At 62.1% G+C, this 13,803-nt stretch carries 11 protein-coding genes; all 11 read right to left on the bottom strand.

Translation table 11 applies throughout. The features are described from left to right. Window positions 1–3: 3 nt before the first annotated feature. Window positions 4–660 carry a TerD family protein gene (locus BDI24065_RS19440; RefSeq protein WP_089450923.1) on the bottom strand — a complete coding sequence of 219 codons (657 nt, stop codon included), beginning with the start codon at window positions 658–660 and terminating at the stop codon, window positions 4–6. A gap of 100 nt (window positions 661–760) precedes the next feature. Beyond that, on the bottom strand, window positions 761–1,777 hold the full coding sequence (locus BDI24065_RS19435; protein WP_175032636.1) for a DUF475 domain-containing protein: 1,017 nt from the start codon (window positions 1,775–1,777) through the stop codon (window positions 761–763). A gap of 45 nt (window positions 1,778–1,822) precedes the next feature. Continuing rightward, window positions 1,823–2,569, bottom strand: a complete 747-nt coding sequence (locus BDI24065_RS19430) for a VWA domain-containing protein (protein ID WP_175032635.1) — start codon at window positions 2,567–2,569, stop codon at window positions 1,823–1,825. Between the two features lie 20 nt (window positions 2,570–2,589). Continuing rightward, on the bottom strand, window positions 2,590–3,690 hold the full coding sequence (locus BDI24065_RS19425) for a toxic anion resistance protein (RefSeq protein WP_175032634.1): 1,101 nt from the start codon (window positions 3,688–3,690) through the stop codon (window positions 2,590–2,592). A 431-nt stretch (window positions 3,691–4,121) separates the two neighbouring features. Next, window positions 4,122–5,459, bottom strand: coding sequence for a virulence factor (locus tag BDI24065_RS19420; RefSeq protein ID WP_175032633.1), 1,338 nt, complete (start codon window positions 5,457–5,459; stop codon window positions 4,122–4,124). A 115-nt stretch (window positions 5,460–5,574) separates the two neighbouring features. Further along, entirely contained in the window at window positions 5,575–5,838 is a 264-nt protein-coding gene (locus BDI24065_RS19415; protein ID WP_175032632.1) for a PAAR domain-containing protein, read from the bottom strand. Window positions 5,839–5,847: 9 nt separating this feature from the next. Further along, a complete protein-coding gene (locus BDI24065_RS19410; protein WP_175032631.1) occupies window positions 5,848–7,329 on the bottom strand; it encodes a virulence factor in 1,482 nt (493 codons plus the stop codon). Next, window positions 7,326–9,653 (bottom strand): T6SS effector phospholipase Tle3 domain-containing protein, encoded by a 2,328-nt coding sequence (locus tag BDI24065_RS19405; protein ID WP_175032630.1) that lies wholly within the window; start codon window positions 9,651–9,653, stop codon window positions 7,326–7,328. Before BDI24065_RS19405 ends, BDI24065_RS19410 begins: the two co-directional genes overlap by 4 nt. 23 nt (window positions 9,654–9,676) lie before the next feature. Next, the gene (locus BDI24065_RS19400; protein ID WP_175032629.1) at window positions 9,677–12,454 is read right to left on the bottom strand and encodes a type VI secretion system Vgr family protein; all 2,778 of its coding nucleotides are present in this window, start codon (window positions 12,452–12,454) and stop codon (window positions 9,677–9,679) included. Between the two features lie 199 nt (window positions 12,455–12,653). Then, window positions 12,654–13,106 (bottom strand): hypothetical protein, encoded by a 453-nt coding sequence (locus tag BDI24065_RS19395; RefSeq protein WP_175032628.1) that lies wholly within the window; start codon window positions 13,104–13,106, stop codon window positions 12,654–12,656. Window positions 13,107–13,151: 45 nt separating this feature from the next. Next, window positions 13,152–13,781: a LysE family translocator gene (locus BDI24065_RS19390; RefSeq protein ID WP_175032627.1), complete on the bottom strand. Its 630-nt coding sequence runs from the start codon at window positions 13,779–13,781 to the stop codon at window positions 13,152–13,154. Window positions 13,782–13,803: the final 22 nt, after the last annotated feature.

Here is a 13,803-nt window from a genome sequence, read left to right as displayed (position 1 = left end):
CAGTCAGACCGCGCCGCCGTACGCGCGCACGAAGTCGCCCAGGCCGCGGTTGTAGCCGGCGCCGACCGCCTTGAACATGAAGTGGCCGTCGCGGCGATAGAAGCTGCCGACCTGCACCGACGTCTCCATCGAGAAGTCTTCCTCGAGCGCGTACTTCGCGATCACCGCGCCCGACACCTCGTCGGCGATCTGGATGTAGCTGTTGCGCACCTGGCCGAAATTCTGGCGACGCGCTTCGGCCTGGTCGATCGTCACGACCACCGAGATTTCCTCGATGTCCGCGGCGAGCTTCGTCACGTCGATGAAGATCACCTCGTCGTCGCCGTCGCCGCTGCCCGTGCGGTTGTCGCCGCTATGCACGACACCCAGGCACTTCGACGCGGGCATCCCGCGCTTCGGGAAATCGTCGCCCGGCTGGATGAAGGTGTCCTTGCGCTCCATCGTGCGCACTTCGCTGTTGTAGAACACGAAGTGCTGATCCGAGATCAGCTTCGGGTTGCTCTGCGCGTCGTACTTGCACAGGAACACCGACACGTCGAGATCGAAATCCGTACCCGTGTCCGTCGAGTTCGCGTCCCAACCGAGACCGATGCGGAACTTCTGCGTGCCGGGCGCTTCCTTCGACAGGTTGACGCGACCGCCTTTCGACAAATTGATCATCTGAACCTCTTCTGCTGGAACCGCCGTTGTGCCGGCGGCAATGCCGGGCCGCCCTGCGCGGCCCCTCGTTGATGGTTTTCGACCCGCGCGTGACGCGTGGTCACTCGCCTGCGACGGCCGTCCGGTCTTCCTTGCGTTGCACGACGATCGACGACCACACGGCCGCCGCGATCATCGCCGCGCCGACCAGGCCCGTGATGACCTCGGGCACCTCGAACTTCACGCCGAGGAACATGATCGTTGCGAGCGCACCGATCGCCCAGAATGCGCCGTGCTCGAGATAGCGGTACTGCGCGAGCGTGCCCTTCTTCAGCAACACGAGCGTCATCTCCCGGATATAGGCCGCGCCGACGCCGAGGCCCAGCGCGATCAGGAAGATGTTGTTCGACAGCGCGAACGCGCCGATCACGCCGTCGAAGCTGAACGACGAATCGAGCACTTCCAGATACATGAAACCCGCGACGCCTTCGCGCACCACACGCGTACCCGTCTCCTCGCCGCCGATCAGGTCGCCGATGCCGTGCGCGATCACGAAGCTGATCACGCCGAATGCACCCGCGAGCAGGAAGCCCACCTGCTCGACCGCCGGCACGTAGAGCGACGCGACGATGATGATCGCGAGCGTCAGCGCCACTTCCAGCGCCGTGATGCGGCCGAGATGGCTCATCGGGCCTTCGAGGAAGCCGATCCAGTGCTCGTCCTTCTCGGTGTCGAGCATGAACTTGAAGAACACCATCAGCAGGAACGCGCCGCCGAATGCGGATACCTGGTGATGCGCGGACGTGAGGATCGACGCGTACTGCTCCGGCGACTCGATCGCGAGCTTCAGCGCGTCCCACATGCCGATGTGGCCGATCACGGCAACGATCAGCAGCGGGAACACGAGCCGCATGCCGAACACGGCGACCGGCAGGCCGAACACCATGAAGCGGTTGCGCCACTTCTCCGACCAGTTCTTCAGCACCGATGCGTTGACGACCGCGTTGTCGAGCGACAGCGAAATTTCGAGCACCGACAGGACCGCGACGATCAGCATGTCCTTCACGCCGCCGAGGAGATAGGCCGCGATCAGCGCGAGCACCGTGAGCGACAACGGGATCTTGAAGTCTTTCAACATGATGGGGGGTAATCGAGTTCTGGATAAAAGGCGTGCGGGCCGCGCTTACTTCGCGCGCACCCAGTCGCAGAATTCCTGCGTGATCAGTTGTTCGTAGATCTGTTCGTCGCTGACGTCGAGCGATTCGAGATGCAGGAAGCCGACGTTCGGCATCTCGTCCGCGACTTCCGCGAGGAAGCCGAATTCGCTCGGGTCGCCGACGCCGACGAGCGACCAGTACAGCGGGTAGTGCTGCGACTCGGCCAGCAGCTGGCGTACGCGCTTGCGGTCGTTCTTCGGGTTCTGGCCGTCGGTGACGAACAGCACCCATGCGGGCAGATGGCCGTTCACCGGCGCGGAGACGGCCGGCGCGGGCGTCTCGTCCGCGCCGCCGAACAGCCGGCTCAGGAAGCCGCGCTTCTCTTCGCGCTTCGGCGACGGCTCCGGCGCGCGGAAGAAGAAGTCGACGATGTCGTTCATCACCGGCGCGTACTGCGTGCCGCCCCACTTGTCGATCCGCGCCTCGAGCACGTAGTCGGAGATGTACGAGCCGTAGTTGTCCGGCGTCGCGGTCGGCAGGCGGTCGTAGCCTTCGGTGAAGGTCCACGTGTCGACTTCGCCGTTGTCGTCGAACTTCAGCGCGATGCCGAGGATCCGGTCGTGCGTTTCCTGGATCACGCCCGACTGGTACAGCGGCTTCGCGGAGCCGGAGATGTCGAGCGCCGCGCCGACGCGTACGACGGGCGGCTTCAGGATCTGGCGTTTTTCGAGGACGATCGCGACCTTCGCCGCGCGTTTCTCAAGCGTAATCATGCGGTGTTCTCTCGGTTCTTTCAGTTGTGCTTCGGAGCGAATCGGGTGATCAGGTCCTGTTCGAGCTGGCGCAGGCGCGGCGCATCCTGCTCGCGCTGACGCTTGCCGTCGGCGATGATCTGCGTGATGTCGTCGAATGCGCCGAACAGCTGCTGCTGCGCGTATTCGAACGTGTCGGTCGAGATCACCGGGCGCTGGCTCAGCTTCGCGACTTCCTGCGCGTTCTGGCGGTTCAGGTCGGCCTGCGCGCGAATCGCCTCGTCGGCCGCGTCGTACGTCGCGTTCGCGAGCGCCGCCGCGCGCTTCGTGCTGAGCTGCTCGAGGTAGAGCGCGAACGCGTTGGTCCACGCGGGGATCAGCACGGTCTTGATCGTCATGAACTTCGACGTCAGCGTGCGTTTCTGGTCCTGCTCCATCCGGATCTGCGGCGCGAGCTGCTTCGACATCAGCATCGCGCGGTCGAGGTCGTCGAGCTTGCTTTCGAGCGCGTCGACCTTGCGCTTCACGTCGAGCAGGCGTTGCGCGGCGAACGCGTCGTCCACCGGCTGCTGGCCGGCCGCGAGATGCGCGCGCAGCGTCGCGAGCGCCGTTTCGCCGTGCGCCTTCGACTGCGCGAGCTCCTGGTGCAGCGCGTAGTTGTCGTTGTACATCCGCTCGAGTTCGTCGATGCCGGCCTTCTGGCGCTGCGCATGGTTCTCGAGCTCGACGACGAGCGTGTCCATCCGCTTGCTCACCGACTCGTATTGCGACAGCAGCTTCTCCTTGGTCGAGCGGAACAGCCGCGTGACCTGCGTGAGCAGCCCGCCCTTGTCGGCGCCGCGCGGGTCGAGCCCCTTCGCGGTCGCGATCAGTTCGTTGAGCTTGTCGCCGAACTGGTCGGCATCCGATGCGCGAACGCTCGCGAGAATCTGCTGGGAGAAGGCGGCGATCCGCGTGCCCTGCGTCGCGCCGAGCTGGTCGATCTCGTCGACGGAGATCAGGCGGACATTCTCCGCCGGGCGTGCTGCCGGCACGGCAACGGCAACGGCGGCGGCGGCGGGCACTGCGACGGGTGACGAAGACGGGGTGGAAGGACGATCGCTGACCGCATCGGAGTTCTTGTCATCGAATAGCGGCTTCATGTGGCTACCACGTTTCCTTTTCTGCTTTCTGCTGCGTGTTGTCATGCGCGCGAGGCGCGCATCCGCGATTGCCGCCGTGCTCTCTCACGGGCGGCAGACGGACAATAAAGGGCGACGACGCGGTGCGTCAAGAGATGTAAATCTTTCAATTTCCATACGTCTTGTAATGTATGCGATGGAAATCTCGATACGGTTCCGAGTGACGTGAGGACAAATGCCTTGATGGGGCTTGAATCCGGATTTCTCGGGAAACGCTGGCAGCGAATTATAGAAAGTATTTTGAAAGAATTTGTGTCTTGCTATTCCGCCGATTGTTACAGATTGCTTAACACGGCGAGAACCATTGTCGCGATGCATCACGCGGCGGTGAATACGCCGAAGCCCGTCATGCAAGCACGCGATGCATTGCCGCCATCATCCTGAGGCGGGTTCTACTCCGAATAACCCTGCGACGCCGTACCTGCATCATGCCGACGGCCCCACCACGGCAAGTACGCATTGTTTCCGCCGCGGGCGCGGAACCAGTTCTTGCTGGTGTCGATCGGTGTCAGCTTCGACGGCGCGACCACTACCACCGCCGTTGGATGCTCGGTGTCGGTCGTTCCCGCCACGAGCACGTTTCCGCCAAGGTGGTTCGCTCGGCCGATCGCCAGTGCTACATCGGTCAAGGCCGCGCCGGCCCCGATGTCACCAAGCAATGCCGACGTATTGAAGGTCTGTGCGTGGAGGTCGTATCCCTGCAGCACCTCTGCCAGTGATTGCGACAGTACAGCGGCCCTTGTTGACGTGGCATCACTGCCGTTGCCCGCGTCGTGGATGACGTAGTTCAGTGACGAGACCGTGACGCCTGCGTTGCTCGCCGCTGCGTCGATCGTCGATGCCCATGCCTGCACTGCACGGCTCGCGCCTTGCTTCGCGTCGAAATCGTCGACGTTGCTTCGTGCAGCCTTGCCGATCCACGCCAGCGGTTCGCGCTCGGTCTTCAGATTCGGGCCGGCGAGGAACAGCAGCACCATGTTCTCGTTGATCTGTCCGTCCTGCGGCGGAAAACTCGGTGCGTCCCAGTTCATCACCCAGACGCTTTTGTCGGGGTGAGCGGCCAGATAGTCCAGTGCGGCATTCAGCGACGTGAAACCAGCGTTGCCTTGACCTGACGTCACGTGCACATCGGGCGGCGTATCGTGGCTCCAGAGACTTTTTGCGGACGGGTTGCCAATTTCGAAGATGGTGACAACACGATCCTGCAAATAAGCCGCTGCCAGTTCAGGGTTCAACCGATCGCCGGGAACAGCCAACTCGACATGAATGCCAGCCAATTCTCTCCAGTTCCACCGCCAGCGCGGGCTGACGGTATAGAAGTAGTCGCCGTTCAAAAAATAGCGCGTGCGAAAAAGCACCAGGAGTTTGTTGACATACTTTTTATAGAACCCGGAAAACGACTCACTGCCCCGATTACCATCCGCGACGATGGATATCGGTTGCAAGGTCGTGTATTTCGCAGGGTTGGTCCGCACCATATCGTCGTTGCTGTTCGGCTTGACCAGCCCGAGCGTCCACAGCAATTGCCACTCGGTCGGATAATCACGCCGCTGCAGCGGATTGAGCCATTCCAGCCCCACGACCTGGGCAACGAAACGCGCGTCAGACGCGCCCTCGACAGTTCGCGCCGATGCTACGCTCGTCTCCGCCCGCAAAGGCAAGGCCGACAGGATGGCCGCCATCGCGACCATAACGAATCCGACGTGTCTGACAAGGGTGAAACGGTACATAGGTATTCCTGACCGAGCCGGTCGATAACGCGTTGAGTGCCGACGAGCCCGGTCGAAACCGGAACCCCGTCTTCATTCCCAATGGTGAGTTCGTCGAGGCAACCGGCCCAACGACTCATTCCCGCCCGGACGACGCCAGACTCGAAATCAGCGTCGCTCCACACGAAGTCTTGTGACCATCGAACGCCGCAGGTTTTCCGTCGACGATCACCTGCGGATCGCCTTCGGCGATAAAGCAAGCCTGATGCCCCGAGATCGGGCAGACGCACGTGTCACCGAGCCGGGCGACCGGCCGCCCCATCACTGCACTGACCGCGCTGCCGGTCACGACCTGACCGCCGTGGCTCGTCGCGTCGCCGACCCGAATGATTCCGCGCATGCGCGCTCCTTATTCCGAATAGCCTTGCGATGCCTGACGCGCATCGTGACGGCGGCCCCACCACGGCAAGTACGCGTTGTTTTCACCGCGTGCGCGGAACCAGTTCTTGCCCGCGTCGATCGGCGTCAGCTTCGACGGTGCGACCACCACCACCGCCGTCGGATGCTCGGTGTCGGTCGTTCCGGCGACGAGCACGTTTCCGCCGAGGTGATTCGCGCGGCCGATCGCCAGGACCACATCCGTCAATGCCGCGCCGGCACCCATGTCACCGAGCAGCGCCGCCGTGTTGAAGGTTTGCGTACGGAAGTCGTATTCCGGCAGCACTTCCGTCAGCGTTTGCGACAGTGAGGCAATCCGCGTCGATGCAGCGTCGCTGCCCTTGCCTGCGTCGTGCACGACGTAATTCAACGACGACACGGGTACGCCCGCATTGCTCGCCGCCGTATCGATCGTCGATTTCCAAGCCTGTACCGCGCGGCTGGCGCCTTGCTTCGCCTCGAAGTCCTTGACGTTGCTTCGTGCAGCCTTGCCGATCCAGGCCAGCGGCTCACGCTCGGTCTTCAGATCCGGGCCGGCGAGGAACAGCACCGCCATGTTCTCGTTGATCTGTTCGTCCTGCGGCGGGAAGCTCGGCGCGTCCCAGTTCACCACCCATGCGCTTTTGTCCGGGTGCGCGGCCAGATAGTCGAGTGCCGCGTTCAGCGACGTGAAGCCGGCGTTGCCTTGACCTGACGTCACGTTCACATCGGGCGGCGTATCGCGGCTCCATAAATTTTTTGCGGACGGATTCCCAATTTCGAAAATATTAACAATCTGGCCTCGCAAATGCGATGCCGCAAACGCAGGATTGAGTCGGCCAGCGGGAATGGCCAGCTCAACATGAATTCCAGCCAACTCCCGCCATTTTCTCTGGTCATCCGAGCTGACCGTATAAAAATAATCCTGGCTCGTAAAATATCGCGTACGAAAAAGTATCAGCAGCTCATTGACGTATTTTTTATAGAACCCGGAAAATGATTCACGCCCCCAACGACCGTCAGCCACGATGGAAATCGGCTGCAACGTAGAATATTTTTTCGGATTGGTCCGAACCATGTCATCGTTGACATTCGGCTTTACCAGGCCCAGCGTCCACAATATTTGCCACTCCGTGGGGTAGTCCCTGCGCTGCAGCGGGTTCATCCAGCCAAGCCCGACGACCTGGGCAACGAAAGGTCTGGACGCCCCTGCCCCGACAACCGGAATCGCCTTCTCGGTCGACGAGGCAGCAACTGCGCGCGGCCCTGCAATCACCGTTGCAAATGCAAATACCATGATTGCCACAAGTCCCGGGACCAATACTAAACGCTTCATCAGAGTTCCCATACTTAACGATGCTCCTGTCGCCCCATCAGACGAAATCAATATCAAGAATGATGCTCCCAACGCAAGAAGCAACGCAGCGACGGCAATTCCAAATCGGCGCGGCCAGGTAGCAATGACCGACCTCATAAAATGCCCCCGATCTTCAGGAAAAGTCCACCATCTCTTTCATCATGTATCTTGGAAGGCATTTTTGCGTACTCTTCCGTATCAATCCAGTCCCGCAAAAACAATCTATTACACTTTCCGGTCGAAATATATTCCGCCATCTGACCGTTTGGATTGCTACCATCACCGCCATCGTCAACATCGTCGCCATCGTCACTGCCATCACCGCCACCTTCTTCATCATCACCCAGACCCTTTACGAACCTCCAATCAGCCTGAATTCTGAATTCCGCCAAATCGGCCGGAGTCAAATAGCAAAGGCCAATTGCCACATCGTAAGCCAACGCCTTTTCAGCATGATCCTTGTTGGTCATGATGGTCGAATGATTGGTGGGGTTATTCTTGTCTCCGCCGTTCAGAATCTCGAAGATCTCCTTGTTCCTCCATTCGGTATAGTCAGCGCTCGCTGCGTCCGGATCGTCCTCTCCGACCACCTTTCCGTCCTTGTCGACCCAGCGGCGATTCCCCGATCTCCGCGCCTCCATCCGGAGAATGGAATGATCCTCGTATCGCTGCGCAGCCTCGGATGCTGCGTCACCCTGCGCTTGCATCGCCTTGCCCTCGGGCGTCGCAATTTTTTCCGACTTTTTGTCGAAGTTGTCGTACGGATCGTCATCCCGCTTGTCCTTCTTGCCGGCATCGAGTCCGGCGGACGGCGGATCGTAGCCCTCGTTGAAATCTGCTCCCGTGAGCAGTTTCCCGTTCGCATCGCACGCGCCCGATGCTTTGCCGTAGCGCATCGCCTTTGGAAAGAAGCGCGTTTCCTTGTCGAGCATCGGTGCCGTGATCGGGATTTCCCATTTATCCGGCGGCAGGGCATTGACCTCCATGTGCGACAAGTTGAACAGGTAGAGGGCCGGGCTCGTTACAAACGTGACAAACTTCGCGAACCAACCTTCATTGGAATGCATGCCTCGAGCAAAACCGTACCGCGCGGGCGGTGACGGCGGATACCAAAAACCCTCCGTTTTGTTCGTGCTGCTACGCCAGTCATTCTCCCAATACTGGTATACCTTCTTGTCACCGCCGACTTCGAAATTCGACGCGAACACGCGTTGCGAGAAAACACCCCACGCGTTCGTCGCATTGATCTCTTCGATATTCATGCCGCGCCAGCCGATCCCTTGAACGGTCAGGGCTGAAATGACCTGATCATGCGGGCAGCAGTACAGCGTCACTCTTCCGTAGGTGTTTGTCCCGTACAACCCGTGCGCCTCCCGGTCCTTGGCTGCGCTATACGGCTTCCCCCCGCACTTCGACGGTCTTGCGTTTTCCATCGCGCGATCGAGATCCTCCGCAGGCATCTCCAGATCGGCTCGAGCGCGCAGGATATCGAAGTACTCCCTCAGCGTTTCCTTGCGCGCGACATAGGTCTCGCGCCCCACATGCCCGTTCTTGTCACGTACCCCGCGCTGTGCCCAGGTATCGGTGAAGTTGCTCTCCACGAGGCTGTAGGGCGGATTCGCGAGAACATACGTGTCCGCGACGCAGCGTCCTTTCTTGCCCAACCGGTCCTTCACCTCGGGCAACCGGTCGCCGAGGAATGCGGCGGCGAGACCGATCATGTTGCCCTGGCTGTGGCACACGATCGTGATCGGCACGTCGGCCTGACGCTTGCGAATCGATTCGACCAGGCGCGCAAGCCGCATTGCGCCCAGCACGCCATAGGTACGCGGCGGCGTCGAATAGATCTTGCGATTGCCGATCGAATTCATGTGCTGGACGGTCAGCCACAGAAAAAGCCGGTCGTGCAACCCGTCATTCCACAGATCCGGCAGACTCGAACACCCACCCGCGAACGGCCCGCCACCCCAGTAGTTCTTCTCGTTGAGCATGATCTTGTCGCCATACTCTTTCAGTTCCTCGGCATTCGCGGCATAACCCCACCGGAAATGAATGACGGGCGAAAAGGACGGATCAGGCTTGATGTACGTCTTCGACGACATTTCCGGATTCAGAAATCCGTCAGACGTCAGGCTGTCGATATAGCTGACCGGCGCCATCTGCCCGGCCGCTGGCCCGCACTGGAACAACTGGTCGTGATATCGCCCCATGCGCCGGTTCAAGCCATCGCACAGCCCTTTCTCGGCGTCCTTGAACCATTCGCCCTCCGAATTCACCCCGTGAACGAAAATGACGACACCCGGCAGCGGCATCTGCATCACGCATTGGAGGTCGTTGCGGTTGAACAGCGTCGTCCCCGCGCCACCACCCACTGCCGTCTGCGACGGGTCGTTCGTCGACGGCTGCCCGCCCGGGTTCTGCGAAAAGTTGTAGTTGAACATGTTGTTTTTCTTGAAGACTCAGCTCAGGTTCTCGACTTGAAGAACCGCACCGCCAATTGTTCGAACTGATCGCTGCTGACCGGCGCCAGCTTGCCTTGCGCGTCGGTCTTCCCCTTGATCAATTCGCCCGATGCCTTGCGCACCTCGGCTTCCATCCCTTCGACCGGCTGCCCGTCGGTCGCCCGGACCAGCTTCGGCACCCGTCCCAGCGAGCCCTGGTCGAACTTCGGGAAATCGGTGCTCATGCTCGCCGGCCCGGCCCACGTATGCGACGCGGACTTGACGGTGAAACTCCCCGGACACCCGAGTTCGATATCCCCGCCCTGCAGCTTCAGATACGCGCCGCCCGACGTCACGAACACGACCTGCTCGCTGGCCATGCCCGCGAGCTTTCCGCCCCCCGCCGTCATCTGGATGTTTTTCGCGGAATCGATCTGCGTATCGTCGTTCTGACTCTGCAGCGCCACCTTCCCCTGGTTGGCGATCGCCGAGACCCCTTCGCTGTGCGCGAACATCGCCACGCCATGGCCGGCCTGCAGGTTGATCCGCTGTCCGCTCGTGTACTGCAGGTGGTTCTGCGCGACGATATCGACGTTGCCGCCGGCATGGGTCGTGACCGTCTTCGGCGTCGCGATGCTGATCCCGGCCGGCGCGGTGATGCCGATCGCCGCCATCGACGCGCCTGACGATTCGCCGCCGCCGGCGGCTTCCCCGTTCGGCCAGCCTTTCACCGTGGTCATCAGCGCGTCGTGCGGCTGCGTATCGGGCGCCACACCCTGATGCTGGCCCGCATAGTCGCCGAGACTCTTGAACAGCTCGACGCATTCCTGCATCAGTTGCAGATACTCGTCCCGCGCCAGGTGGCCGTCGCTCGCGCGCAGCCGTTCCCAGGCCGAGATCAGCATCGCCTTGCCGCTGCGAATCGCCACGTGCGCATCGCTGCGCAACTCGGCGCCCTCGCCGCGCGCCGTTCCCTGGCCGTTGTCGCGCGGCTGCGTCAGGTAGCCGAGGTTCAGCTGGCTATGCGCATGCTCGCTCGCCAGCTGGCTGCTGATCTGCCCCGGTGTGTCGTCGAAGCGGATCTGGTTGTACCGCTGCCCCTTGATTTCCTTCGTCTTCGTGCCGGACAGGTAACGGTTGCCCGGCAGCGCGCCGGTGTGGCTGAAGGTCGCCGGCATGTTCGGCCCGTTGGCCAGCACGCCCATCACGACGAGCCGGTCCGGATCGCCGCCGAGATGGCCGATCAGCACCTCCATGCCGACGCGCGGCAAGGTATTCGCGCCGAAGCTCGGCCCGGCGAGCGCGCAGGCGACACGCACCGGCGCGCTGTCGGTCGGCGTGCCGCTCGTGCCGGCGCCCTGCGCATGCGCGTGATCGTCCGCGCTCAGCCCCTGGATCTGCACCCGGATGCGGCCCATTTCATCGCAGAACACCTCTTCCCCGTCGGGTCCGACGACGACGGCCGTCATCGGATGCACGGCCGGCAGGTCGACATGGGGATCGTAGGCCGGGGTCAGCGGCACGCCGCGTCGCACGCACGAGAACGTGTTCTCGTAGCGCCTGTCGTTTTCATCGCCTGGCTTGCTGTTCACGTCGGTCGGCACAGCGTTGAACAGCACGCGGCTTGCCGCGAACAGCGACTGCGCGCGCTCGTTCAGTTCCTTCGGCAGGTTGTTCCGTACACGGTGATGAAGCGACGTGACGACGAACTGCCGCTGCTCGGCCGGCAATGTGTCGAGCTGCGGATGCTCGGCGAGCGCAAACCAGTGGCCGACGGCCAGATCGCGCACATTGCTCACGCCGTCGATCGATTCGGCGCGCAGTTCGTGCGCAAGCATGCGGTCCTTGCCGATCCGGTCGAGATCGGACGACGAATTTCCGGCGTGCGGAATATCGATGACGCTGTCGGCCAGCACATGCCCGAGGTCGTTGCCGCCGTCGCCCTGGTCGACGATCGTCGCCTGTTCGGTTTGCGACATCCGGCCGGTCTTGTAATCCCACGTCGGCCGCACGATCTTGCCCGGGATCAGGCTGCGGCTCGTCGCCCACAGCGTGATCGAGTCGCGCTCTTCGGTGGCGGCGTCGCGGTGATAGCGAACGGTACCGGCAACCGTCTCGGGCAACTTCATCGAGTCGTCGGCAAAGACCAGCGTATGAACCGGCGTGTCGCTCGCGTTGCCGTTCGCCCGCTCGCCGGCCTTGCCCGCCTTGACGAAGACGGTCGCACCGTCGCGCCGCAGCAGTCGCCGGATGAAGTGCGCGTCCGACTCGTTGACCTGCCGCGTGAGTTCGCGCGCCGGGTACCGTTCGCCTTGCAGGCCGGACAGGTCGAATTCAAATGCGCCCGCCAGCGCCGAGCTGCGCTGGCGCCACTCCTGAAGCAGCACGCCCAGGATGTCGGGCAGGTTCTTGGTGCGGAACAGTCGCGAATTGGTTCGCCGCTCCATCACCGACAGCACATCGCGAACCGTCAACTGGTAACAGGTCAGCGAACCGTCCGACTGTCCAGCACGGACTTCGGTGACGATGCCGTTGATGGTATGGAGACGCCCGCGATCGGTCGTCATCTCGACGGAAACCGGTAGCCCGATGAAGCTGCGGATCGGGAGATCGGCCCGCGCGGACACGCAGGTCAGATGCCCCTCGATGCCCGTCATCAACCCTTCGCGGATATCGGCGTACTGGAGCGCAAGCACCTGCTCGAGCGTTTTCTGCGCAGGCCCCCAGTTCATGCGAACCGGTCGATTGTTCTGATCGACCACCCCGGACGCAAATGTGCGTAGCAATTCGGCTGTATTCACAGCATGACTCTCAGGATTTTGTTTTACTTCGTTGTTCACCGGGCAATCACGCCCGCTGGTCCGTCCTGGGAGTGCCGCCCGCCTGTTTTTTGGCGAGCATATCAAATTTGTCAGGCAAGTGACGAAATTTTGAAAGGATTTAGAGCGTTTTGTGTAATGTCCCTGACCAGATTTAAAACTTCACATCCTTTCTAATTCATTACACGCCGTCCGGCGACCTCGGATCGTCGTCACGGCGCCGCTCCGGCACTTGCCGCAACCCTAACCGCGGCAACACGAACGGCACCGATCGGCCACGAATCGTGAAATCCCATCGTCCGTCGATGCCCACGAACGTTGCGCTGAAATGCCGGTCGTCGGCCCACGTCATGTCGTCGAGGTGGCACGACGCGTACATCGCGCCGACCGTGCGCCGCGCGCGTTCCTTCAACGGATCCTTCGACACGAGCGTGAACGTGACGGCCTCCTCGAACGGGCAGTCGTAGTCGGTGACGAGCAGATAGGCGGACGGCGTCTCGAACTGGCGAAGCAGCACATAGCCGGAAACAGTGAGGCCGGAACGCACGCCGTTCACGAGCACATGGGTGCGCGACGGCCACGTTTCATACGGACCGCCGTGCGTTTCGAGCGTGAAGCGCTCGATCGGCTTCATCGCCGAGCCGGCTGACGGGTAGCCTTTTCCCGATGCATCGCCGCGTCAGTTCGCGGCCTTGCGATACAGCGCGACGTACCCCGCGAGCATCAGCAGCAGCGACCCGCTGACGCGGTTCAGCCACTTCTCCCCGGCCGCTTTCCACACGCGCACCGAATGCACGCCGAGCAGCGCGTAGCCGGTCATCCCGACGACGTCGATCGCGACGATCGTCGCCGCGAGGATCGCGTACTGCGGCGCAATCGCATGCGACCGGTCGACGAACTGCGGCAGCAGCGCGGACATGAACAGGTAGTACTTCGGGTTGCTCATCGCGACGAAAAAACTCTTCAGGAACGCGGTGCGGCGATCGGGCGGCGCTTGATCGAGCGCCTGCACAGCAGCAGAGCCGCCGGACGACAGCAGCATCCGCACGCCGACATAGGCGAGCCACGCGGCGCCGGCCAGCTTCAGCGTGACGAATGCCGTTTCCGACGCGTCGAGCAGCATCCCGAGACCGAACCCGACCAGCGCGACCATCACGACATCAGCCGTGACGGCGCCGAGCATGCCGACCATCGCGTGACGCAATCCGTACCGCGAGCCGTTGCTCATCGCGAGCAACACCGTCGGGCCTGGCGTCGCGACGCCGACGGACAGGATCAGGGCAAAGGCGAGCAAGGCGGACAGCGACATGGCGTGGCGTTCCTTCTGAAGG

Source organism: Burkholderia lata (assembly GCF_902499025.1).
Classification (GTDB): domain Bacteria; phylum Pseudomonadota; class Gammaproteobacteria; order Burkholderiales; family Burkholderiaceae; genus Burkholderia; species Burkholderia lata_C.
The sequence above is the reverse complement of the archived record's forward strand: the minus strand, read 5'-3'. Positions and strand labels throughout refer to the sequence as shown.

Bases quoted from the DNA above. Each gene is read 5' to 3' on its own strand.
- BDI24065_RS19425 (WP_175032634.1), bottom strand. From the start codon at position 3,690: ATGAAGCCGCTATTCGATGACAAGAACTCCGATGCGGTCAGCGATCGT.
- BDI24065_RS19435 (WP_175032636.1), bottom strand. From the start codon at position 1,777: ATGTTGAAAGACTTCAAGATCCCGTTGTCGCTCACGGTGCTCGCGCTG.
- BDI24065_RS19430 (WP_175032635.1), bottom strand. From the start codon at position 2,569: ATGATTACGCTTGAGAAACGCGCGGCGAAGGTCGCGATCGTCCTCGAA.
- BDI24065_RS19420 (WP_175032633.1), bottom strand. From the start codon at position 5,459: ATGTACCGTTTCACCCTTGTCAGACACGTCGGATTCGTTATGGTCGCG.
- BDI24065_RS19415 (WP_175032632.1), bottom strand. From the start codon at position 5,838: ATGCGCGGAATCATTCGGGTCGGCGACGCGACGAGCCACGGCGGTCAG.
- BDI24065_RS19405 (WP_175032630.1), bottom strand. From the start codon at position 9,653: ATGTTCAACTACAACTTTTCGCAGAACCCGGGCGGGCAGCCGTCGACG.
- BDI24065_RS19395 (WP_175032628.1), bottom strand. From the start codon at position 13,106: ATGAAGCCGATCGAGCGCTTCACGCTCGAAACGCACGGCGGTCCGTAT.
- BDI24065_RS19440 (WP_089450923.1), bottom strand. From the start codon at position 660: ATGATCAATTTGTCGAAAGGCGGTCGCGTCAACCTGTCGAAGGAAGCG.
- BDI24065_RS19390 (WP_175032627.1), bottom strand. From the start codon at position 13,781: ATGTCGCTGTCCGCCTTGCTCGCCTTTGCCCTGATCCTGTCCGTCGGC.
- BDI24065_RS19410 (WP_175032631.1), bottom strand. From the start codon at position 7,329: ATGAGGTCGGTCATTGCTACCTGGCCGCGCCGATTTGGAATTGCCGTC.